Origin of the sequence: Curtobacterium sp. ME26, from assembly GCF_903970945.1 — a bacterium.
In the GTDB taxonomy this organism is placed as follows: Bacteria; Actinomycetota; Actinomycetes; order Actinomycetales; family Microbacteriaceae; genus Curtobacterium; species Curtobacterium citri.
This window is the reverse complement of the sequence record NZ_CAJCKG010000005.1, coordinates 66,567-89,020: the sequence shown is the minus strand read 5'-3', so window position 1 is coordinate 89,020 and position 22,454 is coordinate 66,567. Positions and strand designations below refer to the sequence as shown.

Annotated in this window: 19 protein-coding genes and 2 tRNA genes; 4 read left to right on the top strand and 17 right to left on the bottom strand. The window is 70.9% G+C overall.

The window, feature by feature from the left end:
- Positions 1–14: 14 nt before the first annotated feature.
- From H7A69_RS03375 to H7A69_RS03350, 6 genes are all read right to left on the bottom strand, one after another.
- Positions 15–3,362, bottom strand: coding sequence for a M60 family metallopeptidase (locus tag H7A69_RS03375; protein ID WP_182045780.1), 3,348 nt, complete (start codon positions 3,360–3,362; stop codon positions 15–17).
- A gap of 80 nt (positions 3,363–3,442) precedes the next feature.
- Entirely contained in the window at positions 3,443–4,102 is a 660-nt protein-coding gene (locus H7A69_RS03370) for an ATP-dependent Clp protease proteolytic subunit (protein WP_069711513.1), read from the bottom strand.
- A 26-nt stretch (positions 4,103–4,128) separates the two neighbouring features.
- Positions 4,129–4,755, bottom strand: coding sequence for an ATP-dependent Clp protease proteolytic subunit (locus tag H7A69_RS03365; RefSeq protein ID WP_069711514.1), 627 nt, complete (start codon positions 4,753–4,755; stop codon positions 4,129–4,131).
- A 158-nt stretch (positions 4,756–4,913) separates the two neighbouring features.
- On the bottom strand, positions 4,914–6,260 hold the full coding sequence (tig, locus tag H7A69_RS03360; RefSeq protein WP_182045779.1) for a trigger factor: 1,347 nt from the start codon (positions 6,258–6,260) through the stop codon (positions 4,914–4,916).
- A 36-nt stretch (positions 6,261–6,296) separates the two neighbouring features.
- Positions 6,297–6,373: transfer RNA gene (locus H7A69_RS03355), tRNA-Pro, on the bottom strand.
- A 54-nt stretch (positions 6,374–6,427) separates the two neighbouring features.
- Entirely contained in the window at positions 6,428–6,751 is a 324-nt protein-coding gene (locus tag H7A69_RS03350; RefSeq protein WP_182045777.1) for a hypothetical protein, read from the bottom strand.
- 56 nt (positions 6,752–6,807) lie between these two features.
- Here H7A69_RS03350 and H7A69_RS03345 point away from each other — a divergent pair.
- Positions 6,808–6,878 (top strand) — tRNA-Gly (locus H7A69_RS03345).
- 163 nt (positions 6,879–7,041) lie between these two features.
- Here H7A69_RS03345 and H7A69_RS03340 read toward each other — a convergent pair.
- The 9 genes from H7A69_RS03340 to H7A69_RS03300 form a co-directional block, all read right to left on the bottom strand.
- A complete protein-coding gene (locus H7A69_RS03340; protein WP_182045775.1) occupies positions 7,042–7,332 on the bottom strand; it encodes a DUF1905 domain-containing protein in 291 nt (96 codons plus the stop codon).
- 16 nt (positions 7,333–7,348) lie between these two features.
- A complete protein-coding gene (locus H7A69_RS03335) occupies positions 7,349–9,049 on the bottom strand; it encodes a glycosyltransferase (protein WP_182045773.1) in 1,701 nt (566 codons plus the stop codon).
- Positions 9,046–10,212, bottom strand: coding sequence for a hypothetical protein (locus H7A69_RS03330; RefSeq protein WP_182045772.1), 1,167 nt, complete (start codon positions 10,210–10,212; stop codon positions 9,046–9,048). Before H7A69_RS03330 ends, H7A69_RS03335 begins: the two co-directional genes overlap by 4 nt.
- A gap of 192 nt (positions 10,213–10,404) precedes the next feature.
- Positions 10,405–11,379, bottom strand: a complete 975-nt coding sequence (locus tag H7A69_RS03325; protein WP_182045770.1) for an endo-beta-N-acetylglucosaminidase H — start codon at positions 11,377–11,379, stop codon at positions 10,405–10,407.
- Positions 11,380–11,464: 85 nt separating this feature from the next.
- Positions 11,465–14,494 carry an alpha-mannosidase gene (locus H7A69_RS03320; RefSeq protein WP_182045768.1) on the bottom strand — a complete coding sequence of 1,010 codons (3,030 nt, stop codon included), beginning with the start codon at positions 14,492–14,494 and terminating at the stop codon, positions 11,465–11,467.
- A gap of 63 nt (positions 14,495–14,557) precedes the next feature.
- Positions 14,558–15,925: a glycoside hydrolase 5 family protein gene (locus H7A69_RS03315; protein WP_182045766.1), complete on the bottom strand. Its 1,368-nt coding sequence runs from the start codon at positions 15,923–15,925 to the stop codon at positions 14,558–14,560.
- The gene (locus H7A69_RS03310; RefSeq protein WP_220456183.1) at positions 15,925–16,890 is read right to left on the bottom strand and encodes a carbohydrate ABC transporter permease; all 966 of its coding nucleotides are present in this window, start codon (positions 16,888–16,890) and stop codon (positions 15,925–15,927) included. The genes H7A69_RS03315 and H7A69_RS03310 overlap by 1 nt, the downstream gene beginning before the upstream one ends.
- On the bottom strand, positions 16,887–17,759 hold the full coding sequence (locus H7A69_RS03305; protein ID WP_182045764.1) for a carbohydrate ABC transporter permease: 873 nt from the start codon (positions 17,757–17,759) through the stop codon (positions 16,887–16,889). The genes H7A69_RS03310 and H7A69_RS03305 overlap by 4 nt, the downstream gene beginning before the upstream one ends.
- A complete protein-coding gene (locus H7A69_RS03300) occupies positions 17,759–19,054 on the bottom strand; it encodes an ABC transporter substrate-binding protein (protein ID WP_182045762.1) in 1,296 nt (431 codons plus the stop codon). The genes H7A69_RS03305 and H7A69_RS03300 overlap by 1 nt, the downstream gene beginning before the upstream one ends.
- Positions 19,055–19,157: 103 nt before the next feature.
- Here H7A69_RS03300 and H7A69_RS03295 point away from each other — a divergent pair, with 103 nt between their 5' ends.
- From H7A69_RS03295 to H7A69_RS03285, 3 genes are all read left to right on the top strand, one after another.
- Complete coding sequence (locus tag H7A69_RS03295; protein WP_182045760.1) at positions 19,158–20,216, top strand: LacI family DNA-binding transcriptional regulator; 1,059 nt, start codon at positions 19,158–19,160, stop codon at positions 20,214–20,216.
- A 48-nt stretch (positions 20,217–20,264) separates the two neighbouring features.
- Entirely contained in the window at positions 20,265–20,588 is a 324-nt protein-coding gene (locus H7A69_RS03290) for a hypothetical protein (RefSeq protein WP_182045758.1), read from the top strand.
- 96 nt (positions 20,589–20,684) lie between these two features.
- On the top strand, positions 20,685–20,837 hold the full coding sequence (locus H7A69_RS03285) for a hypothetical protein (RefSeq protein ID WP_181429186.1): 153 nt from the start codon (positions 20,685–20,687) through the stop codon (positions 20,835–20,837).
- Positions 20,838–20,873: 36 nt separating this feature from the next.
- Here H7A69_RS03285 and H7A69_RS03280 read toward each other — a convergent pair whose 3' ends face one another.
- A complete protein-coding gene (locus tag H7A69_RS03280) occupies positions 20,874–21,770 on the bottom strand; it encodes an EamA family transporter (RefSeq protein ID WP_182045757.1) in 897 nt (298 codons plus the stop codon).
- Between the two features lie 14 nt (positions 21,771–21,784).
- Complete coding sequence (locus H7A69_RS03275) at positions 21,785–22,447, bottom strand: response regulator transcription factor (protein ID WP_182045755.1); 663 nt, start codon at positions 22,445–22,447, stop codon at positions 21,785–21,787.
- Positions 22,448–22,454 lie beyond the last annotated feature (7 nt).

The window sequence follows — 22,454 nt, the reverse complement described above, 5'->3', positions numbered from 1 at the left end:
CGGACGGCGGGCCGTCACGCGGTCCCGGGGTCGTCACCCGGCCCGTACTGCGTCACCACGAGGGTCTGTCGTCGTTCCTCGAGGTCCGAGTCGAGCTCGATCGTCCACTCCCCCCGGTGGTCGACGTGCCCTTCACCGAGCACGTCGTCGGTGTCCTTCCGGCGGACGACGACCGCGCTCCCCGGCTCCCCGTGCCCCGTCAGGACCGGGCGGAGATCGGTGTCGGCACCGTCCTCGGGCGACGCGATGCTCACGGCGGTGAAGACGCCGTCATCGCGCACGAGCCCGCCGTCGACGATCCGGAACCGCTGGACGAGGTCGGTCGAAGCGGGCATCCGCTCGCTGTCCCGCCAGGGGAACACCCCGTCGTGCTGCTGGTGCCGGATGACCAGGATCTGCCCCTCCTGCCAGTGCGCGTCGAACCGGTCGGCGAGCGGGTACGCGGTCTCGTCACCCTTGATCGACCAGTCGCCGAGCGACCGTTCGTCGTCGGCCGACCGCAGTTCGATGCCGATGTACTCGCGCCCGGCCCACGAGGAGTGGGCCTGGTAGGTCGTGCGGGGCACGAGCCGGAGCTCGTGGTCCTCGGGCAGGATGGCGAGCCGCGCGACCGGGCGGTCCTTCTGCCCGAGGAGGTCGACCAGGTTCCCGGCCCGGGCACGGATCGTCCCGTCGATCACCTCCCGAGGTCCGCGGGGGTCCACCAGCTCCACGGTGATGCTCCCGTACCCCTGGTCGACCGCCGACACCGTCGTGGCACCGACGGACACGGGGGCGCCGTCGCTGCTGCCGATGCCCTCGACCGGGACGTCCGGGAAGTGCCGCTGCCCGACGACGACCTCGGGGGCACCGACGATCGCGCCGACCGGGGTACCCACCTCCGGCAGGACGTGCTCCGGACGGTCCGTCGACGTGTCCACGTTCTCCCAGATCGCCCGCTGGAGTGCGGGACGCTGCGCAAGGTCGGCCGCGGCCTGCTCGCCGATCGGGATGCCCCACTGCTCGAAGAACGGTCGGAGATCGCGATCGGCGAGCCGCCCGGCCACCGTGGCGAAGGAGTCGACCGTCGCCTGGCTCGTGCCGAGGTCGCGCTCCCCGAGTGCGTTCGCAACGCGGAGTTCCTGGTTCAACCGGGGGTAGAAGTGGTCGCCGAAGGCCCGCCGCAGCTGGTCGTACATGAGCAGCCGCACGAACAGGTCCTCGCCGGCGTACGTCCGCTCCCCCACCGGCTGCGCGAAGAACGCCTCGACGAGGTCACGCTTGGTGTCGAGACGGTTCCCGGCCCCGAGCGCGTGCTGCACCGCGAGCGCGGAGATGTTGACCGAGACCTCACCCTGCCCGTCCCACGTGGACGCCGGCATCTGGTACGTGTGGCCCACCTCGTGCCAGAACCCCCAGAGGTCGGACGCCGGCAGTCGGAAGAGGTCTGCTGCGGCATCGGTGTCGACCTGGAACGTGACGTGCTCCTGCGTCGCGCTCGCGTACCCGACTCCCGTGTCCGGAGAGGCGATGTAGATGCGGTGCGGTGCCTTCCGAGCGGTCCCGACCAGGTCGTCGTGCAGGTTGTACGTGCGGTTGGTGAGGGACACGACGTCGTCCCACGTCTGGAGCCGTGCCGTCATGTCCGCCGGGAACGCGCTCGCGCTGCGACGCTGGAAGTCGCCGAAGACCCGCCCGCCCACGAGTTCGACCACCGGGGCGTCCGGCAACGTCCGGAGCTGCTCACGGAACTCGGCGTCCGAGGTCTGGCCGAGGACGAAGGTGGGAACCACGCGCCCGCCGTGGACCCGGAGCACCGCGCTGCCCGTCGGGGCGGTGCTCACCAGGAAGAGCATGCCGTCCCGGTCGGCGGTCCACGACGTCGACGTCCCGCTCGGCGTGGGCACGAGTGACGAGAGCGAGGTTGCCGCGACACCCTCGTACCCGCCGTAGAGCCCCGCCCGGATGCCGGTCGTGGGCGCCCCGGCGGGGACGTCGACGGTGACTCGCTCGCCGGCGCGCACGAAGCGACCGGTCGGCTGGAGGTCGCTGTGCCGCATCCGTCGTTCCTCGCGCGCCTGCTCAGCCGCGGCACTGCCGAGCCCGTGGACGCGGACCGCGGTGGACTCGAGGTCCTCGGAGGGCTGGATCGACGCCGGTCGCGGACCGCTGTCGACGACGGTGAAGCGGCCGTGTGCGAGCACGGCCCCGCTGTCCCCCAGCACGCGGACGTCGCCCTCACGGCGCTCGCCGTCCTGGCGCGCAACCGTCCGCACCGTGAACCACGGGTGTCGCGAGGGGTCGGACCACGACACGCCCTCGCCGCGCCAGACCACGGACCGGCCGTCCGGTGCGACATCGGCACCGGTGTCCGACCCGTCGAAGCCGGCACCGGTGACCTCGGAACCCACCGGCACCTCCACCCGGAGGTCACCCTGGACGTCCGCACCGACGTGCACCGGCACACGCTCGGACTCGGTTCCGGACGCGAGCGGCGGCACCACGACGCCGATGGAGCCGGTGAGGTCGACCGGGACCGTTCCTTCCGCGAGGACGCGACTGCCGCCGTGCTCCGTGATCCGCGCGGTCCCCGTGACGGCCTCCGACGGCGCGTCGTCGTCGGCGCGGAGTCGGATCTTCGCCGCTCGCCACCCGGACGACCAGGTGTTGTTGCCGGGCCACGTCGCAGAGGACCCGTCCTCGGCGATCCGCCCCGCGAGCGGACGGACGTCCGCATCGGCGGCGGTGATGCTCGTCCCGGGCGGCGCCGTCACGGTGAGCACACCAGCGACCGTCCGCTCCGGGACGACGGCGATCCACCCGGACTCGGTGCCCACACCCAGCGGCGTGCGCTCGACCGGGATGGCCACGTCCGGCGCGGTCACGTCCACCGGCAGGGTTCCGGTCGCCACCACGGCACCGCCCTCGGGGTCCACGACGCGGACCGACCCGGAGGTCCGACCGGGCGGGGTCTCCGGGCTGACACGGAGCCGGACCTTCGGCACGCGCCACCCCTCCGACCACGAGTTCCTGCCCACCCAGGTCGCCGAGCTCCCGTCCGACGCGATCGAGCCCTCCAGGGGCCGGACGTCAGCGTCCGCCCAGACGATCGTCGTCCCGGGCGGTGCCGTCACGCGGAGCTCGCCGAGCACGAGCGACGACGGCACCAGGCGGATCCAGTCCGACACGGCCCCGGGTCCGACCCGGGCGGGGTCCACGGTGACGTCCACGACGTCCGTCGATCGCTGCTCGGACGACCCGACCGCTGCAGCACCGTCGCCAGCGGCGAGGACGCCGGTGGAACCCAGCAGGGTGACGAGCAGCCCGGCAGCCGCGATCCGCACGACGCGCCGGTGGCGGGACCAGGAGGAGAACATCAGCATACGGAATACTGTATCGTGCATCGGCAACGACGAAGGCCCCGGACCAGCGGGTCCGGGGCCTTCGATCGTGCGGTGCGGTGCTACTTGACGAGCGCCGGCAGGTTCTTGCGGCTCGTCAGGACCTGGTCGATCAGGCCGTACTCCAGAGCTTCTTCGGCGGACATGATCTTGTCGCGCTCGATGTCGTTGTTGACCTGCTCCGGCGTCTTGTTGGAGTGCTTCGACAGCGTCTCCTCGAGCCAGGTGCGCATGCGGAGGATCTCCGCCGCCTGGATCTCGATGTCGGACGCCTGGCCGCCACCCTGCTGCACGGCGGGCTGGTGGATGAGCACGCGGGCGTTCGGCAGCGCGAGACGCTTGCCGGGGGTACCGGCAGCGAGGAGCACCGACGCGGCCGAGGCAGCCTGGCCGAGGCAGACCGTCTGGATCTGCGGGCGGATGTACTGCATCGTGTCGTAGATCGCCGTCATCGCGGTGAACGAGCCACCGGGCGAGTTGATGTACATGACGATGTCGCGGTCCGGGTCCATCGACTCGAGCACGAGCAGCTGGGCCATGACGTCGTCGGCGGACGCGTCGTCCACCTGCACGCCGAGGAACACGATGCGGTCCTCGAAGAGCTTCGCGTACGGGTCCTGCCGCTTGAAGCCGTAGGCCGTGCGCTCCTCGAAGCTGGGGAGGATGTAGCGATCGGACGGAGCCGGGACGTTCTGCGCGCCACCGAGCATGGGGAGGTGCATTCTCGTTTCCTTCTCTTCGGTGGTGGTCAGTTGGACTCGGGCTCGGCCGCCGACGTCGGCGTCTCGCCGTCGCCCACGGTTCCGCCGCCGCCGATGACCTCGATCGACGAGGCACGGAGGTGGTCGACGAAGCCGTACTCGAGGGCCTCCTGCGCCGTGAACCAGTTGTCGCGGTCGTTGTCCTTGAGGACCTGCTCGATCGACTTGCCGGTCTGCTCGGCCGTGAGCTCCGCCATCCGCTGCTTCATGTCGAGGATGACCTTGGCCTGCGTCTGGATGTCGGCAGCGGTGCCGCCGAAGCCGCCGGACGGCTGGTGCAGGAGCACGCGCGCGTTCGGGGTGATGTAGCGCTTGCCCGGGGTGCCCGACGAGAGCAGGAACTGCCCCATCGAGGCCGCGAGGCCGATGCCCACGGTGACGATGTCGTTCGGCACGAACTGCATCGTGTCGTAGATCGCCATGCCCGCGGTGATCGAACCACCGGGCGAGTTGATGTAGAGGTAGATGTCCTTCTCGGGGTCCTCGGCGGCGAGCATCAGCAGCTTCGCTGCGATCTCGTTCGAGTTGTCGTCGCGGACCTCAGAGCCGAGCCACACGATCCGGTCTCTCAGAAGGCGGTCAAAAACACTGGGGTTCAGTGTCGCTTCGGCCATGGAAAAGCTCCCGTTCAGTTGTCGCTTGATGTCGAACTTATCGGGTGCAACGCACCACTTCGCGCCTGTTCGCTCTGGGCGGTCGGATGGTGCCGGGACGACGGACGGGAGGCACGGTGCCAGCTGGCACCGTGCCTCCCGTCCGTCAGCGCGTCGCGTTACTTCGCGTCGGCCTCGGTGGTCTCGTCAGCCGACTCGACCGACTCGTCGGCGTCCGACTCCTGCGCCACACCGGCGGTGAAGGCGGAGAGGTCGACAGCGTCGCCGTTGGTGTCCTTGACGGTCACCTTGGAGAGGACGGTCGCGACCGCCTTCGAGCGGGCGACCTCGCCGACCATGCCGGGGATCTGGCCGTTCTGGTCGATGACCTTGATGAACTCGGCCGGCTCCATGCCGTACTGCGCCGCAGCCTGGATGAGGTACTGCGTCAGTTCCTCCTGGGAGACCTGGATCTCCTCCTTCTCGGCGATGGCGTCGAGGAGGATCTGCGAGCGGAAGGCCTTCTCGCTGGACTCGGAGACCTCCTTGCGGTGCTCCTCGTCCTCGAGACGGTTCTCCTGCTCGAGGTGACGGTGCACCTCGTCCTCGATGAGCTGCTCCGAGATCGGGATGTTGACGTCCTCGATGAGCTTCTCGACGAGCTTGTCGCGAGCCGCGGCGCCCTGCCCGAAGGTCTTGGACTTCGCGATCTGCTCCTTGAGGTCCGCCTTGAGCTCGTCGATGGTGTCGAACTGGCTGGCGATCTGGGCGAACTCGTCGTCGGCCTCGGGGAGCTCGCGCTCCTTGACGGCGGTGACGGTCACGGCGATCTGCGCGGTCTCGCCCTCGCGGTCGCCACCGACCAGCGTCGACTCGAACGTGGTCGACTCACCGGCGGTCAGCGACTCGAGCGCCTCGTCGATGCCCTCGAGCAGGTCGCCCGAGCCGATCTCGTAGGAGACGCCGGTGGCCGAGTCGACCTCGTCGTCGCCGATGGTGGCGGTCAGGTCGATCTGGGCGAAGTCGCCGGTCTTCGCCGGACGGTCGACCGTGACGAGCGTGCCGAAGCGGGTGCGCAGGTTCTGCAGCTCCTCCTCGATCTCGTCGTCGGAGACGTCGACGGCGTCGACCGTGAGCTCGTACTCGCCGTAGTTCGGCAGGTCGAACTCCGGACGGACGTCCACCTCGAAGGTGAGGACGAGGTCGCCGGAGAAGTCCTTCACGTTCGGGAGCTCGGCGACGTCGGCCTCGGCGCGACCGAGGATGCGCAGCTCCTGCTCCTCCACCGCCTGGCGGTAGAAGGTGTCGATGGCGTCACCGACGGCGTGGTTCAGGACCTCGCCGCGGCCGACGCGCTGGTCGACGATCGCCGGCGGGACCTTGCCCTTGCGGAAGCCGGGGATGTTGATCTGCTCGGCGATGTGCTTGTAGGCGTGGTCGATGCTCGGCTTGAGATCGTCCGGCGTCACGTTCACGGTGAGCTTGACGCGGGTGTCGCTCACCTTGTCGACGGTGCTGGTGGCCAAGGGATGTACTCCTGTTGGTTGACGTTCGAGTGGACCTGGTCGGGGCGACAGGATTTGAACCTGCGACCTCCCGCTCCCAAAGCGGGCGCTCTACCAAGCTGAGCTACGCCCCGTGACTGGGCCAGGGTGGTCGCGCACGCCCGAGGGCACGCACGACCGCGACGAGTCTAGCGGTCCGCCGGTGCCTGGTTCCCGGGAGACGTGCCGGGGTCGGGCGCGTCGGCCTCCGCGCGCCGACGGAGCCCCTGCCGCCAGCGCACCCCGACGACGACCTGGACCCCGAGCGCGGCGACCATGAGCACGACGCCGAGGACGATCCGCCAGACGTGCAGCAGGGCGTGCAGCGGTTGCGCCTGGGGGTCGCCGAAGGCCTCGGGACGCAGGGAGAACACCACGGCGGCGAGGGCCAGCAGCACGAAGGAGACGACGCGGGAGCGCTTGATGCGGCGTGTGTCCGACCCGTCGGGCTGCGGGAGCACGTTCGATGGCATGGGGGTGGTCGTTCGTCCGCTACGATGGTGGCGCTGCGGACCTGGTGCCGCAGTGCGGGGATGTAGCTCAATGGTAGAGCCCCAGTCTTCCAAACTGGCCACGCGGGTTCGATTCCCGTCATCCCCTCCGTGTCCTCCAGCGCTGCGCGCGGTCGTCCGCTACTCGTCCCGGTCCCGGGCTCGAGAACGACACGACGGCAGTGCTCGTCTGCGCAGCACTGATCATCCTGGGAGCCTCGTGGGGTGCTGCAGCCGCAGCGCGGGCGGTCCGCTGATGCCGGTGGCCGGCGTCAGGGAGCGCTGAACGTCAGGATCAGGTGGGCCGTGTCGCCGACCTCGACCCCCGCCCGCCGCCGCTCCGCGGTGCGCAGGGGCACGAGGTAGCCGCCGTCCTTCGGGAACAACGAGGTGGTCCAGCGCACGCTGCCGATGGTCACCCCGGCGGGCACGACGCCCCAGCCGTAGGTCAGCTCGGACGCCAGCTCGTGCACGAGGTCGACCACGTCGGGCGGGACGACCGCGAAGACGAACGGGGCGGGCCCCCGCCACTCGATGACGTCGCCGTCGAACTCGATGTCCACGCGGGGATCGTACGGCTCAGGCGGTCGTCTTCGTCAGCCCGTGCTCCGTCTTCTCCCAGTAGTGCGGTCGGGTGACGAGTTGCCAGAGCCCCTTGTACGCGGCGATCGAGTGCAGGACCCAGTAGAGCGGGTTGAGCAGCGCCCAGCCCATCAGGTCGAAGCGTCCGCGCTTGTACGGCCCCATCATCGTCAGGTAGATCATCGTGGCGTTGCCGAGCAGGAAGTCGAGCACGCAGAGCCAGAGGACCGGGGCGGGGAACATCGGCGCCGTCCAGTCCGCCGGCAGCACCAGGGTCGCGATCGTGACGACGATGCCGGGGAGCATGCCGAGGAACGTCAGCGGGGTGCCGGCGATGAGCAGGGCGAAGGCGGCGGCACGACGGAGGCCGATCTCGGCGACGAGCGCCCGCGGGCGCCGGGCATGCACGAGCGCGGTCTGCATGTAGCCCTTGATCCAGCGTGACCGCTGTCGGACGAAGTTCGGGATCGAGGTGTTCGCCTCCTCCATCGTCGTGGAGTTGACGACGGCGACGCGGTAGCCGACGGCCGACGCCCGGATGCCGAGGTCGGCGTCCTCGGTCACGTTGTACGGGTCCCACCCGCCGAGCTCGCGGAGCAGGTCGGTGCGGAAGTGGTTCGAGGTGCCGCCGAGCGGGATCGGCAGTGCCCGGGCGTCGAGCCCGGCGAGCATGTAGTCGAACCAGTACGAGTACTCGAGCGTGAACATGCGGGTGAGCGCGTTCTCGTCGGCGTTGAAGTAGCTCAGCGCCGCCTGCACGCACACGGTGTCCTCACCGGACCGGTCGAAGGTCAGGAAGACCTTCTTGAGCTGGTCCGGGTCGGGACGGTCCTCGGCGTCGTAGATGACGACGTACTCCCCCTGTGCGATGGCCAGGCCGACGTTGCAGGCGCGGGGCTTGGTCTGCGGCGACCCCGGCGGCACGATGACGATGCGCATCCACTCGGGCGGCTCGGCGTCGAGCACGGCCTCGCGCGTCTCGTGGTCCTCGGCCTCGACGAGCACGAGGACCTCGAGCCGGTCCTTCGGCCAGTCGAGCACCTCGAGGTTGCGGACGAGGTCGTGCACGATGTTCGCCTCGCGGAACACCGGGACGAGCACGGTGTAGGTCGGCAGGGCGTCGTCGTCGAGGGCCGCGACGTCGTCGGCGGAGACCTGCTCGACGAGGTCGAAGCGCGCGCCGACCATCGACACCCAGAACTTGAAGAGGATGCCGGCGAAGAACCCGAGCGAGAGCACCGCGGTCGCGACGGCGACGGTACTGCCCGGCGCGACGACGAGGCACACCGCGAACACGAGCAGTGCGACCGCCCCGCCGACCTGCTGCCCGCGCGACAGGACGGTCTTCGCGGAGAGCGCCGGGTTCGTGCGGGCGAGCCCGTGCGCGGCGAGGTCGGCGACCTCCTCCTCGAGTTCGTAGGCGATGCGCTGCCGGACGTCGGCCTCGGACGCGCTGCGCAGCACGACGGGCTCACCGAACTCCTCGGTGAGCGCCACCCGGAGGACGTCCGGGTCGGACCGTCCGCTCGTGAGGACGAGCACGCCCTCCCGGATGCGGGCCGACGCGACCCAGCCCTCCTCGACGTGACGCTGGACCGAGCACCGGTGCGGCGGCCGCCAGTCGGTCTCGGTACCCCGGTGTCGGGCGGTCCGGACGAGCGGACCGGGATCGGCGGTGTGCGACTCGACCGCGGTCATCCGAGCACCACCGCGACGAGCGCGTGCATCCACTCGACGACGACCTCGCGCTGGAACGCGGCTGCCCAGGCGAGCGGCACCTGCAGGACGGCGAGCACGACGACGAGGGTGCTCGTGACCCGACCCTGCACGGGGGGCAGGATCGCGATCGCGACGCTGAGCATCGTGACGAAGACGTTGCCGGCCGCGGCGACGGGGACCAGGCCGATCGCGTACCCGCCGATGATGCCCCCGAACAGCGCGACGACGAGGGCGACCGCTCCCGGACGACCGACGAGGAGCGCGAGCGTCGCGCCCGCGACGACCATCGCGACGAGGAGCAGGCCGTCGGCCGTGGCGAACAGGTGCTGCAGCCCCGCGAGTCGCTGCCCGGACACGTCGATCGTCCCGCGGAGCGCCGCGAACGGGTCGTGGAGCACCATGGTGTCGAGCACCGCGGTGGAGAGCGCCACCGCGACGCTGGGGAACACGAGGACCAGGACGTTCGCGCGTCGGATCCCGCGCTGCTCGTGGCGTGCCAGGTCGAGCACCGGCGCGGCGAGCGCGGCGATGGCGAGGTAGACGAACCCCATCGGGTCGACCAACGTGGAGAGCATCAGTGCGAGGCCGGCGCGGAAGCCCGCCTGGGTGTCGCCCCACGCGAAGAAGCGGACCATGTCGACGACCGCCAGCGCGAAGAGCGCGATCCCGAGGAACGCCTGCAGGTCGTTCAACGCGACGAACGCGTACAGCGGGTTCGCGCCGAGGGCGATCGTGAAGGCGACGACCTCCCGCATCCGCAGACCTCGACGGCGCATGTCCTGCGCGAGGAGCTGGAGCAGGACACCGGCGACGACCCCGCCGAGCACCGCGGCACCCTGGGCGCCGAAGGGCATGAACCGGAGCAGCACCCCCGACAACAGCGGGTAGAGCTGACCGATGGCCTGGACGACGCCGCCGTCGAGCGCGGTCGTCGCGCGGTCGAGCGTCGCCTGGTTGCCGGTCAGCCCGAGGAGCGTCGTCGGCGTGGTCTGCGCGGCGATCAGTGCGAGGACGACGTACGGCACGGCGAACGCGGCGCGGAGCAGCCACCGCACCGCGCGTGGCGGGAGCGGGCGCAGGACCGAGTCGGCGGGCGCGGCCTCGACGGAGGCCGGGAGGGACGACGAGAGCGTGACGGTCATGCCGCTCCTTCCGGCGGAGCACACAGAGGCGTCCCGCACCATCCATCCCACGCCGCGTTGCAGGGATACGACAGCCCACGTACGGGGTACACCCGTGTCCTCCGCGCGACCGACACGGCGGGACGGACGCGCCCCGCGCCTCCCGGCCGGAACCAGGAGCCACGGGGCGCGAGCCGCCGTACGGAACGGACGTCAGTGGTACGTCGCGGCCTGCCCGTAGAGCACCTGCGTCAGCGACGACACGTACGGCGAGACGTCCCCGTCCGGCAGGTTGTACGTCATGAAGACGCCGTACCCGTCGGCCTGCGACCGCTCCGCGAGCGACACCGCCGTCGACTCCGGGGTGTTCTGGACGTCGACCGCCGCCGCGGAGAGCCGGTCCTTGCCGAGCCCCGGGATCGACGGCGCCGAGTACGTGCCGTAGTAGGGGTTCCAGGCGTAGTCGAGCTGCGAGCCGATCGTGCTGCTCGACGACGACAGGGCGTCCGACGCCGGGCCGATGTCGTAGAACGAGATGAGCTTGCCGGGCATGTCCGCGCGCAGGGCGCTGACGAGCCAGCCGATCGACTGCTGGTTCGGCTGCGGGGTGCCGTTCGAGCCGTAGTCGGAGTACTCGTCGTCGAGGTCGACCCCGTCGAGGCCGTACTTCGCGACGGTCGCGGAGACCTGCGCGGCGAAGTCCGCGGCCGCCTGCTGCGTCGGGAAGTTCGCGATGCCGGTGCCCTGGTGGTTGCCGAGGACCGACAGCGACACCTTGATGCCCTTCGCCTGCAGCGGGCGGATCTGCGTGGCGGCGTCGTCGAGGGTGCGCTGCACGTTCTCGTTGGCGTACAGCACGGCGTCGCCGTCCGCGTCGCGGTTGATGTTCGCCGCGAAGATGATCGCGACGTCGAACGCGTTCGCGCCGTTCGCGAGCTGGTAGCGGCCGACGTTCGCGAGCTGGTCGTTGTTGACCTCGACGTACGCGATGCTCGTCGGGCCGTCCTTCGTGGGGACGGCGTGCGGCTGCCGCCCGTGGCCGACGCCGTGCCCGACGCCGTGGTGCGCGCCGACCCCGTGGGAGAGGCCGGTCGGGGACGGTGCCGCCGACGCTGCGGCCGGCACCATCGGTGCTGCGAGCATCGCGGCGAGCGCCGCCACGATGCCGATCTTCACGGACTGCTTCATGTCACTCCTCGTCGAGCGATGGACCGGTCGACCGGTGTCGACCGGGGACCGCCGTCGGGGGACCCGAACCCCCGGCGGCGGGGTCTCAGGCGCGCGGGTAGCGGAAGGTCCGCACCTCGTACGCGTCGACCGGGAAGGCCGCGACACCGTCGGTGACCGCGGCGACGCCCGGAAGGGAGTCGTCGACCTCCTCGAGCAGCGTCACCTCGACCGGGTCACCGAAGACGCCGGGCTCGGCCACGGCGATCCCGCCGGTCCCCCGTCGGCCGCTCGGCTCGTACACGCGGACGACCAGGTCGCCCGACCGGTCGTCGGCGAGCTTCACGCTCGACAGCACGACGTCACCGGACACCTGCACGAGCGGGTCGAAGCCGTGTGCGCCGGTCACCGTCCGCGCGCTCGCGTTCATCACGACGCCGGCAGCGGTCGCGCCGAGCTGGTCGGTCCCGACGACGACCCCGTACCGGTGCGTCTGCAGCCCCTGGTCGGTCTCCGGGTCGGGGAACCGCGGGGCCCGCAGCAGCGACAGCCGCACGGTCGTGGTGACGTGTCCGTCCTCGGCGTCCCGCGTGGTGTCGAACCCGTGGATCGAGGAGTTCACGAGGGCGACGCCGAAGCCGGGCTCCTCGACGAGCACGTAGCGGTGCATCGAGGTCTCGAACTTCGCGGCCTCCCACGAGGTGTTCGTGTGCGTCACCCGCTTCTGCGCGCCGAACTGCGTCTCGGCGATGGTGTGCTCGGCGCGGACGTCGAGCGGGAACGCCACCTTGAGGAACTTCTCGGTCTCGTGCCAGTCGGTGGTCTGGTCGAACTCGAGCGTGCGGGAGTCGGGCGCGAGCACGATCTCCTGCGTGACCGTGGAGTCCCCGAACGAGCGCGACACGACGACGCGTGCGGCCCCGGCGTCGTCCACCGACGCCTCCAGCGAGTCGACGGCGACCAGGTCCTCGACGCGGTTCCGGTAGTACCGGTCGACGTCCCACGCGTCCCACATGTTCGGGAAGTCCTGGTGCAGCTGCAGCAGGTTCGCGGCCCGGCCGGGGGCGATCACGTCGCGCCCGGTGGTCAGGTCGACGGCGCTCGTCACGAGCCCCTCGGCGGTGACGACGACCCGGACCAGGTCGTTGGTGAGCACGAAGCCGCCGTCCTGCTCCTCCAGGGACACCGCGGTCGCCTCCGGCACGTCGGTCGCGGGGACCGCACCCTGCGCGGGAGCACCGGCCTGGAGGAACGGGGCCGGGTTGACGACGACGGTCGCCGTCCCGGGACCGGCGAGTGCCGACAGCGCGTCCTCGATGATCGCGGTCAGCGCTGCGGCCGTCTCGGCGTACTCCGCCACCGCCTCGCGGTGCACCCAGGCGATCGAGGTGCCGGGCAGGATGTCGTGGAACTGCTGCAGGAGGACCTGCTGCCAGAGCGCGTCGAGCTCGTCGTACGGGTACACGAACCCGGTGCGGGCCGCGGCGGTCGTCGCCCAGAGCTCGGCCTCGATGAGCAGCTGCTCGCACCGACGGTTGCCCTGCTTCGTCTGGTGCTGGCTCGTCAGCGTCGCGCGGTGGAGTTCGAGGTAGAGCTCACCGACCCACACGGGTGGGTGCTCGAGCTCGGACCGCGCCCGGTCGAAGAACGCGTCGGGGTGCTCCCACCGGACCTTCGCGCTCCCCTCGAGGTCGGCCAGCCGCGCGGCGGTGCCGGTCATCTCGCGGGTCGTGCCACCACCGCCGTCGCCCCAGCCGACCGGTGCGATCGACCCGGTGGCGAGCCGGTTCTCACGGAACTGCCGCGAGGCCTTCGCCACCTCCTCCCCGCTGAGCCGCGAGTTGTAGGTGTCCATCGACGGGAAGTGCGAGAACACGCGGGACCCGTCGATGCCCTCCCACAGGAACGTGTGGTGCGGGAACTTGTTGACCTGGTTCCACGAGATCTTCTGCGTGAAGAACCACTCGAAGCCAGCGCGGCGCATGAGCTGCGGCAGGGCCGGCGAGTACCCGAAGCTGTCCGGCAGCCAGACGCCCTTCGGTCGGATGCCGAACTCCCGCTCGAAGAACCGCTGTCCCTGCGAGAACTGCCGGACGATGCTCTCACCCGTCGGCATCACGGTGTCGGACTCGACCCACATGCCGCCGAGGGGCAGGAACCGGCCGGCGGCCACGGCGTCCTGCACCTTCGCGTAGACCTCGGGGCGGTGCTCCTTGATCCAGGCGTACTGCTGCGCGCTCGACATGCCGTAGAGGAAGTCGTCGGTCTGGTCGATCAGCTCGGTCATCGTCGAGGTGGTGCGGGCGACCTTGCGGATCGTCTCGCGGACGGGCCAGAGCCACGCGGAGTCGATGTGCGCGTGCCCGATCGCCGAGATCGTGTGCGCCGAGGCCTCGGCGGGCGCGGCGAGCACGTCGACGAGTGCCGCCCGGGCGTCCGGGGCGGTCGCCGCGATGCGCTGCAGGTCGAGACGGTCGAGGGCGTCGTCGAGCGCCTGCAGGATCCGCATCCGCCGCGGACCGTCGGGCAGCTGCGCCTGGAGTTCGAGGAGCACCTCGAGGTCGAGGGACAACTCGTGCACCTCGGACGCGAACACGGCGAGGTCCATCCGGCGGCTCGTGTACAGGCGCTTCGACGACGACGTCTGCACGTCGCCCTCCTGCGTCGGCAGGAAGGGGTGGTAGTCGAGCAGGACGGGGTTGGACGCCGCCTCGACGAGCAGCTCGACGGACTCGCCGCCCTCGGCGCGCTCGGTGACGAGCACCCACTGGTTCCGCGGGTTGATCGACTTCACGGGCGTGCCGTCGGCCCGGTACACGAGCCCCTCGCACTGGAACCCGGGCATGTTCTTGTCGAAGCCGAGGTCGATCACCGCCTCCACCCGCTGTCCGGCGTACTCGGCGGGCACGGTGCCGGTCAGCCGGAACCAGGTCGTGCCCCAGGCCGCTCCCCACGACGTCCCGACCTCGTACGGCTCGAAGGCGAGCTCCAGACCGGAGGCGGGGGCGATCGGCTCCCCGGGCAGTTCGTGCCAGGCGGTGTCGAGCGGGGTCGAGACGGCGTGCACCGCGGGCAGGATCCGCTCGTCGAGGACCCGTCGGGCGCGTCCGGTGGTCAGGGGGATGTCGTCGTGCATGGGGTCCTTCCAGGGAGGAACGGGAGCAGCGGATGGTCGTCGGGGCGTCAGGGCGTCGGGTCGTCAGGGCAAGGCGGCGGGGTGCGCGACCACGAGCGGTGCGCCGGTCGTGTCGTCCGGCACGTCCACGATGCTCGTGATGCCCCGGGCCGCGGTCAGGGCGGTGTCGCCGAGGCGGGAGCGGAGCAGCACCTGCGGACCACGGCCGTCCGGCGCGGACTCGGCGCAGTCCAGCCACGCGGCGGCGAACCGACCGCCCGGGGCGCAGTCCGCTCGGGTGTCGGAGCGGGGTGACCCGTCGGGCCGGACGTCGTCGAGGACGATCGCGGTCGACGGCGGGACCGCCGTCGACGTCGCACCGGAACGGGCGAGCGCGGCGAAGGCCTCGCCCGCGGGCTTCAGCCGGCCGTCGTTGGTGAACAGGCCGAGGTCGTACTCGAGCTCCGGGAAGTCGGCGAGCGACCGGGAGACGTCGTGCGAGCACCACCAGGTGACACCGAGCACGTCCTGCGCACCGAGGACGTGCCGGATCGTCCGCTCGGTGAAGGCCGCGGCGTCGCCGGGGTCGACGACGTTCGTCGGGGCGCCGACCTCCTGCAGCCAGTTCGGCCGCCCGGGCTCGCGGTTCCAGGCCGCCGCGAGCTGGAGGAGGTACTCGCCGTGCCGCACCGACCCGGCACCGAGTGCGCCGTGCAGTGCCGCCGAGCCGTTGAACACCCACGAGTGCGTGACCGTCGCGTCGCCGTGGTCCGCCGCGTGCTCCGGGCCGAAGGGCTGCGTGTCGTCGTACCAAGCCGCGTCGTACTGGGCGACGGTGACCAGCGGGGTCGGACGCGACCCGGAGGCGGTGGCGACCGTCGGGGCGGACGTGCCACGGGCCTCCCGGCCGGCCGACGTGGCCGTCGACAGCCCGCGTCGCGCTGCCGCGATCATCGCCGCCGCCCACGTGTGCGCCTGCTCCGCCGTGGTGGCGTGCGGTGCGGGGTGCGGGGCATGGGCGAACTGGTTGACCTCGTTGCCGATCGAGACGCCGAGCAGGTTGGGCCGGTCGCCGACCGCCGCGGCGAGCGCCTCGACGTACGCCGCGGTCGACGCGACCACGTCCGGGTCGGTGAACAGGTTCCGGCGGTGCCAGCTCTCGAGCCACGACGGCAGGAAGTCGAAGCTCGACAGGTGCCCCTGCAGCGCGTCGACGTTCACGTCGAGCCCGAAGGACCCGGCGATGTCGACGACGGTGGCGACGTCCGCCAGCGCCCGCTGCCGGATGAGCGTCCGGTTCGGCTGCACGACGGGCCACAGCGGGAAGATGCGCACGTGGTCGGCGCCGAGCGAGGCGATCTGCTCCATGTCGCGCGCGGTGTCCGACGCCGAGAAGTCGAGCCACGAGTGGAACCAGCCGACCGACGGGGTGTGGTTGACGCCGAAGCGCATCAGCCCTTCACCCCGCCCTCTTCGACGCCCTTGAAGAAGAAGCGCTGCAGGACGGCGAAGATCACGGCGATGGGGATGAACGCGATCATGGTGCCCGCCGCGATCATGCGCTGGTCGGTGGCGAACGTGCCCTGCAGGTACTGCAGCCCGACGGTGAGGGTCAGGTTCTCGGGCGACTGCAGCACGATGAGCGGCCAGAGGAAGTCGTCCCACGCGCCGATGAACGAGAAGATCGCGATCACGGCGATGGTCCCCTGCACGGCGGGCAGCGAGATGTACCGGAGGCGCTGCATCGCGTTCGCCCCGTCCATCACCGCCGCCTGGTCGATCTCCTCGGGGATCTGTCGGAACGCGTTGAACATCAGCAGCACGTTCAGCGCGGCGATCATGCCGGGCAGTGCGACGCCGACCAGGTTGTCGGCGAGACCGAGGTCCTTCACGGTGACGAACTGGCTGATGATCGTCGCCTCGCCCGGCAGCACCAGGGTCGCCAGGAACAGGCCGAGCACGAGCTTGCGGAAGCGCCACTGCAGGCGTGCGAGGGCGAACCCGGCGAGGGTGGCGAACACGATGTTGCCGAACACGTCGATCGCCGCCACGAGCAGCGAGTTGCCGATGTACCGGAAGACCGGGATCGCCGCCGCCACCTTGAGGTAGTTGTCGAACGTGGGCTCGCTCGGGATGAAGGACGGGTTCGCGGTGTAGATGTCCTCGCCCGCGCCCTTGAGCGAGGTGGAGAGCTGCCAGAGGAACGGGCCGATCGTGATGAAGAGGACCACGATCAGCAGGACGTAGCGGACGACCTTCTCGCGCGTGGACATGACGCCCCAGACCTGGCGGCGCTTCCGTGGTGTCGGCCTGGAGGCGCGGCGTCCGTCCGTCCCGCCGGTCACGTCCGGTGCGGGTGCGGCGGCGCCGGCGGCGCCCCCGATCACGGGTTCCGTGGTGCTGGTCGTGTTCGTCACTTGTCCGCCTTGCTGTTCATGCGCGCGAGGGCGAGCATCGGCACGAGCGTCACCACGAAGAGCAGCAGGCTGAGCGCGGACGCGTAGCCGAGGTTGCCGGTGAAGCCGCGGGCGTACTGCTGGATGAGCATGACGAGCGAGTTGTCCTGCCCACCGGGTCCGCCGGTGCCGTTGGTGAGGATGTAGAGCTCGCTGAACACCCGGAGCGCGCTGACGCACACCAGGATGCCGACGAGCGTCATGGTGCCGCGGACACCGGGCATCGTCACGGACCAGAAGCGGCGGACCGCTCCGGCGCCGTCGAGGGCGGCGGCCTCGTGCAGGTCCTTGCCGACGTTCCCGAGCGCCGCGAGGAAGATGATCATGTAGTAGCCGAGGCCCTTCCAGACCGTCAGGCTGATCGCGCTGACGAGCAGCAGCCACCGGTCGGTCAGGAACGGGATGCCCGCGCCACCGAGCGCCTTCACGATCTCGTTCACCACGCCGCGGTCGTCGAGGATCCACGTCCAGATGAGCCCGACCACGACGGCCGAGGCGATCACGGGCGTGTAGTACGCCGTGCGGAAGAACGCGATGCCGGGGAGCTTCTGCTGCACGAGCACCGCGATGAGCAGCGGCAGGACGGTGAGCAGCGGCAGGCAGATCGCCATGTAGATGACGCTGTTGAGCAGTGCCTCCCACACCTGCGGGTCGGCGAGCAGGGTCTGGAAGTTGCGGACGCCCACCCACTGGCTCACGCCCCCGAGCGGGCTGGCGTTCGTGAACGACAACCGGACGGTGTTGATCGACGGCCAGAGGCTGAACGCGAGGAGCCAGACGAGTGCCGGCAGGACGAGCAGCCAGGGCGTGAACCAGCGGTTGGCGCGCATCAGCCGTTGGCCAGCAGGCTGTTCATCTTGTCCTGCGCGGTCTGCAGGGCCTTCTCCGGCGAGACCTGACCCTTCATGGCGAGGGCGATCTGCTGGTCGAGGAAGTCCGTCATCGCGGAGTTCGCCTCGACCGGGTTGAGGACCTTCGCCTCCTTGAGCGCCTCGTTCGCGAGCACGCGGGCCTTGCCGTTCACGGTGCCGTCGTCCTTCGAGAAGTACGGGTCGGACTGCGACGAGGTGGTCGACGGGAAGATGTTCACCTGGTGGGCGAACGCCTCCTGGTTCTCCGCGTTCGTCATGTACTGCGCGAACGCCTCGGCGGTGGCGAGGTGCTTCGACTTCGACGACACCGACAGGCCCTGCACGTAGAGCGGCGGGGTGTCGAGCGCGGGGCTGACGGTGACGTTGCCCTTGAGCGACGGGTTGCTCTTCTCCATGTCGGCCAGCGCGGTCGCACCACCGGTGGTCCACGCGACCTTGCCCTGCGTGAAGAGCGTCGAGTTGCCGAGGTAGTCGCTGTTGAGGACGTTCGACGGCATGTAGCCGTCCTGGTACGCCGTCTTGTAGCGGTCGATCAGGTCGGCGGCCTTCGACGAGTCGGCGAACGTGAACTTCGTGCCGTCCCCGTTGACCACCTTGACGCCGGCGAGCGTGAAGTCGCCGAGGCCGGGCTTCCGGCTCATCAGGTAGTCGTCCGGGCACCGCTCGTGCATCGTCTTCGCCTGGGTGAACAGGTCGTCGGTCGTCTTCGGCGGGTTGTCCGCGTCGAGCCCGCACTTCGCGAACATCGACGAGTTCCAGTAGTCGACGTCGGTGTTGAGGTACCACGGGTAGCCGTAGGTGCCGTCCAGACCCTTGTACTCGTACGAGTCCAACGCGCCGGCGACGTACGTGCTGCTCAGCTTGCTGTCGTCCTTCGAGACGTCCTGCAGGAACCCGCGCTTCGCGAGCGGCAGCGCGATGTCCGGGGGCAGGTTGATGACGTCCGGCAGCGAGTTCGACGAGGCCTGGCTGAGCACCTTGTCGGCGTAGCCGTCGCCCGGCTGGTCCTGCAGCTTGACCTTCGCACCCGGGTGTTCCTTCTCGAAGCCGTCGATGACGCCCTGCAGGTAGTCCGTGTAGGTCGGCGTGAGCGCCCAGGTCTGCAGCGTGATCGAGCCGTCGACCTTGCCGCTGCCCCCGCCGCTGGCGCCGCTGCTGCCGCTCGAGCAGCCGGTCAGGACGAGCGCGGTGGCGGCTGCGGTCGCGAGCAGCGCTGCCGCGCGGCCCCTCGTCACTCTCGATGTGGTCCTCATGGCGTTGTGACTCCTTCGTCATCCTGCTCAAGCGGTTCAGTGCTGATCTCCTGAACCGGTGTCTGCTTGCCACTGTGCGCGACTAAAACGCTATAGTCAACCCGTGGCTTCCAAGCGTCGGACGACGATCGCCGACATCGCCGCCCGCGCGGGCGTCTCCATCAGCGCGGTGTCGTTCGCGCTGAACGACCGGCCCGGGGTGTCCGTCGAGACCCGTCGCCGCGTGCAGGAGATCGCCCGTGAACTCGACTGGCAGCCGCACACCGCGGCGCGCGCGCTCGGCGGCGCGCGGGCCGGGTCGATCGGGTTCGTCCTGAACCGGCCGGCACGGACGCTCGGCACGGAGTCGTTCTTCGGCGACCTCATCTCGGGGATCCAGCTCGGGCTCGCCGGCACGCACGTCGGCATGACACTCCTCGTCGCCCGCGATGCCGACGAGGAGCTCGCGACCTACCGCGACTGGTGGCGGGGCCACCGCGTGGACGGTGTCATCGTGATCGACCCACGCCGTACGGACGAGCGGCTCACCCTGCTCGCGGAGCTCGGCATGCCCGCCGTGGTCGTCGGGTCCCACCCGACCCCGGAGGGCACGGCACCCAGCGTGTGGATCGACGACTCGGACGCCACCGACACCGTCCTGCGGTACCTGCACGCGCTCGGACACCGGCACATCGCCCACGTCTCGGGCCGGCCGGAGTTCGAGCACACCGCCATGCGCGTGGAGCGCCTCCGGGCCTTCGCCGCCGCGGCCGGGCTCGAGCGGACCGTGTCCGTCCCGACCGACTACTCCGCCGACGAGGGTGCTCGGGCGACCCGGACGCTCCTGTCCCACCCCGACCGTCCGACCGCGATCGTGTACGACAACGACGTCCTCGCGGTCGCCGGCCTCGGCGTCGCGAGCGAGATGGGCGTCGCCGTCCCCACGGACGTGTCCATCGTCTCGTTCGACGACTCCGCCATGGTCCGGCTCGTCCGGCCCGCCGTCACGTCGCTGACCCGCGACACCGTCGAGCTCGGACAGCGCGCCGCCGTGCTCCTGCGGGAGCAGATCGACACCGGGACGGTCCTGCCGTCGCGTCCGGGGCCGCCGCTGACCCTGAGCGTCCGCGACTCGACCGGGCGCACCCCGACACGCCCGTCGACCGACCGCTCCGCGAGGTGACCGCGCGCCGGACTTGACGGCGGTTCGAACACACGTTCGAATACCGGTGTGGGACGGCGTCGCGAGAACCGGTGGCAGCCCCCGGAGCACCCGGAGGTCGAACGCCCGCGCGCCTACTCCCTGTCCGAGGACGCCCGCGGGCCGGACGTCTGCCACGCCGTCACGCCCGTCCCCGTCTGGGCGTGGGTCCAGTTCCCGACGTTCCACATCCGCGTGAAGGGGTTCGCGAAGAGCTGGACCCGCGACGCCGTGCTCGTCGAGTGGGCGCAGTTCGGGCAGCAGGCCGACGCGTGGGTCTGGCGGTCCGCCGTGAAGCACCGCACCCTCCGCGCCGACCGCGCCGATCGGCATCCGGCGAACGCACGGCATTGACTTCCGTCGCCGCGACGAGGATCGTTCAGTCAACAGCGGTCGGTCGAACTACTCACCGATCGAGTAGTTCGACCGGACGACCATCGAGGAGGCACCGTGAAGAAGAGCGAGGTGCCGTCCTGGGTCGCCCACGTGCTCACCCCGCCCGAGGTCATCGCGGCCTACGTCGAGCGGCGGATCAACGACCCGGCACTGCTGTCGGGCGTGCAGGCGGAGCCCACCTACGCGGACTTCCTCCGCGTCGAGTAGCCGGTCGTCCGGGAGGCACGGCGGACATCCCCGGGATCAGGGCACCTGGTCGGCGTCCGGCGGCAGCCCCGTGTCCGGCCGGGTCCGGCCGCGTCGCGCGGACAGCGTGACGCCGATGCTCGCGACGCTCACGCACGCGAGCGCGACGACCTCCTGCGTCGCGAGGGCCTCGTGCAGGACCACGAGCCCGGCGAGCGCTGCGATCCCCGGGCCGAGGCTCTGCAGCACCCCGAACACCCGCGTCGGCATCCGCCGGAGCGCGAGCATCTCGAGCGCGTAGGGCAGGACGCTCGACAGCACCGCGACCGCGCCGAACACGAGCAGCAGCGTCGGGTGCGCAGCGACGCCCTCGACGGCCGGACCGAGGCCCGTCGGCAGCGAGACGACCATCGCCACGACCATCGACACCGCGAGCCCGTCGACACCGGGGATCGCGGCACCGACGCGACGGTTCATGACGATGTAGCCCGCCCAGCACGCGGCGGCGGCCACCGCGGCGAGCACGCCCCCGACCGCGGTGACGGCGGCCGGACCGACACCGAGCAGCACCACGCCGGCGAGCGCGAGCAGCGCCCACGTGACGTCCCGCCACCGCCGGGTGTGCACGAGGGAGAGCACGAGCGGACCGAGGAACTCGATCGTCACCGCAACGCCGATCGGGATGCTCGCGAAGGCGACGTAGATGAGGACGTTCATGCCGCCGAGGGCCAGGCCGAGCAGCGCCGCGGCCGTCCACTGCGCACGCGTCCAGTGCCGGACGCGCGGACGCACCACGAGCAGGAGCACGACGGCGCCGATGACCAGCCGGAGCGTCGCCGCGCCCACCGGCTCGACCTCGTCGAAGCGGGTCTTCGCGACCGCCGCGCCGATCTGCACGGACACCATGGCGGCGAGCGCGAGGAGCGGCGCGGGGACACGGGGCGCGGTCGCCATCGGGACGGCGCCGCTCAGCCGAGGTAGGCGAGCACGGCGAGGACGCGGCGGTGGTCCTCGCCGGTGTCCTCGAGGGCGAGCTTGCCGAAGATGCTCGTGACGTGCTTCTCGACGGCGCCGGTGCCGATCACCAGGGCACGGGCGATCGCGGCGTTGGTGCGGCCCTCGGCCATGAGCCCGAGCACGTCGCGCTCCCGCGGTGTCAGGGCGGCGAGCGGGTCCCGGCGGCGGCCCATGAGCTGCGTGACGACCTCGGGGTCGAGCACCGTCCCGCCCGCGGCGATGCGCCGGACGGCGTCGTCGATCTCCTCGAGCCGGGTCACGCGGTCCTTGAGCAGGTACCCGATGCCGGTCGCGCCGGCGGCGAGGACGTCCTCGGCGTAGGTGGCCTCGACGTACTGCGAGAGCAGCAGGACCCCGGTCCGCGGGGCCACCCGGCGGGTCTCGACGGCGGCACGGACGCCCTCGTCGCTGAAGGTCGGCAGCATCCGCACGTCCATCACGACGACGTCCGGAGCGGCCTCGGGCAGCGTGGCGAGGAAGGCGTCGGCGTCGGCGTACTGGCCGACGACGTCGATGCCCGCCTCGTCGAGCACGCGGGCGAGGCCCTCGCGCAGGAGCACCGCGTCGTCGACGACGACGGCCCGGATGCGTGCTGCACCCGGGCCGTCGCTCATGCCGACC

Coding starts and splice junctions, on each gene's coding strand:
- H7A69_RS03375 (WP_182045780.1), bottom strand. CDS start 3,362: ATGCTGATGTTCTCCTCCTGGTCCCGCCACCGGCGCGTCGTGCGGATC.
- H7A69_RS03370 (WP_069711513.1), bottom strand. CDS start 4,102: ATGCACCTCCCCATGCTCGGTGGCGCGCAGAACGTCCCGGCTCCGTCC.
- H7A69_RS03315 (WP_182045766.1), bottom strand. CDS start 15,925: ATGCGCTTCGGCGTCAACCACACCCCGTCGGTCGGCTGGTTCCACTCG.
- H7A69_RS03275 (WP_182045755.1), bottom strand. CDS start 22,447: ATGAGCGACGGCCCGGGTGCAGCACGCATCCGGGCCGTCGTCGTCGAC.
- H7A69_RS03365 (WP_069711514.1), bottom strand. CDS start 4,755: ATGGCCGAAGCGACACTGAACCCCAGTGTTTTTGACCGCCTTCTGAGA.
- H7A69_RS03350 (WP_182045777.1), bottom strand. CDS start 6,751: ATGCCATCGAACGTGCTCCCGCAGCCCGACGGGTCGGACACACGCCGC.
- H7A69_RS03300 (WP_182045762.1), bottom strand. CDS start 19,054: ATGAGGACCACATCGAGAGTGACGAGGGGCCGCGCGGCAGCGCTGCTC.
- H7A69_RS03325 (WP_182045770.1), bottom strand. CDS start 11,379: ATGAAGCAGTCCGTGAAGATCGGCATCGTGGCGGCGCTCGCCGCGATG.
- H7A69_RS03330 (WP_182045772.1), bottom strand. CDS start 10,212: ATGACCGTCACGCTCTCGTCGTCCCTCCCGGCCTCCGTCGAGGCCGCG.
- H7A69_RS03280 (WP_182045757.1), bottom strand. CDS start 21,770: ATGGCGACCGCGCCCCGTGTCCCCGCGCCGCTCCTCGCGCTCGCCGCC.
- H7A69_RS03305 (WP_182045764.1), bottom strand. CDS start 17,759: ATGCGCGCCAACCGCTGGTTCACGCCCTGGCTGCTCGTCCTGCCGGCA.
- H7A69_RS03320 (WP_182045768.1), bottom strand. CDS start 14,494: ATGCACGACGACATCCCCCTGACCACCGGACGCGCCCGACGGGTCCTC.
- H7A69_RS03335 (WP_182045773.1), bottom strand. CDS start 9,049: ATGACCGCGGTCGAGTCGCACACCGCCGATCCCGGTCCGCTCGTCCGG.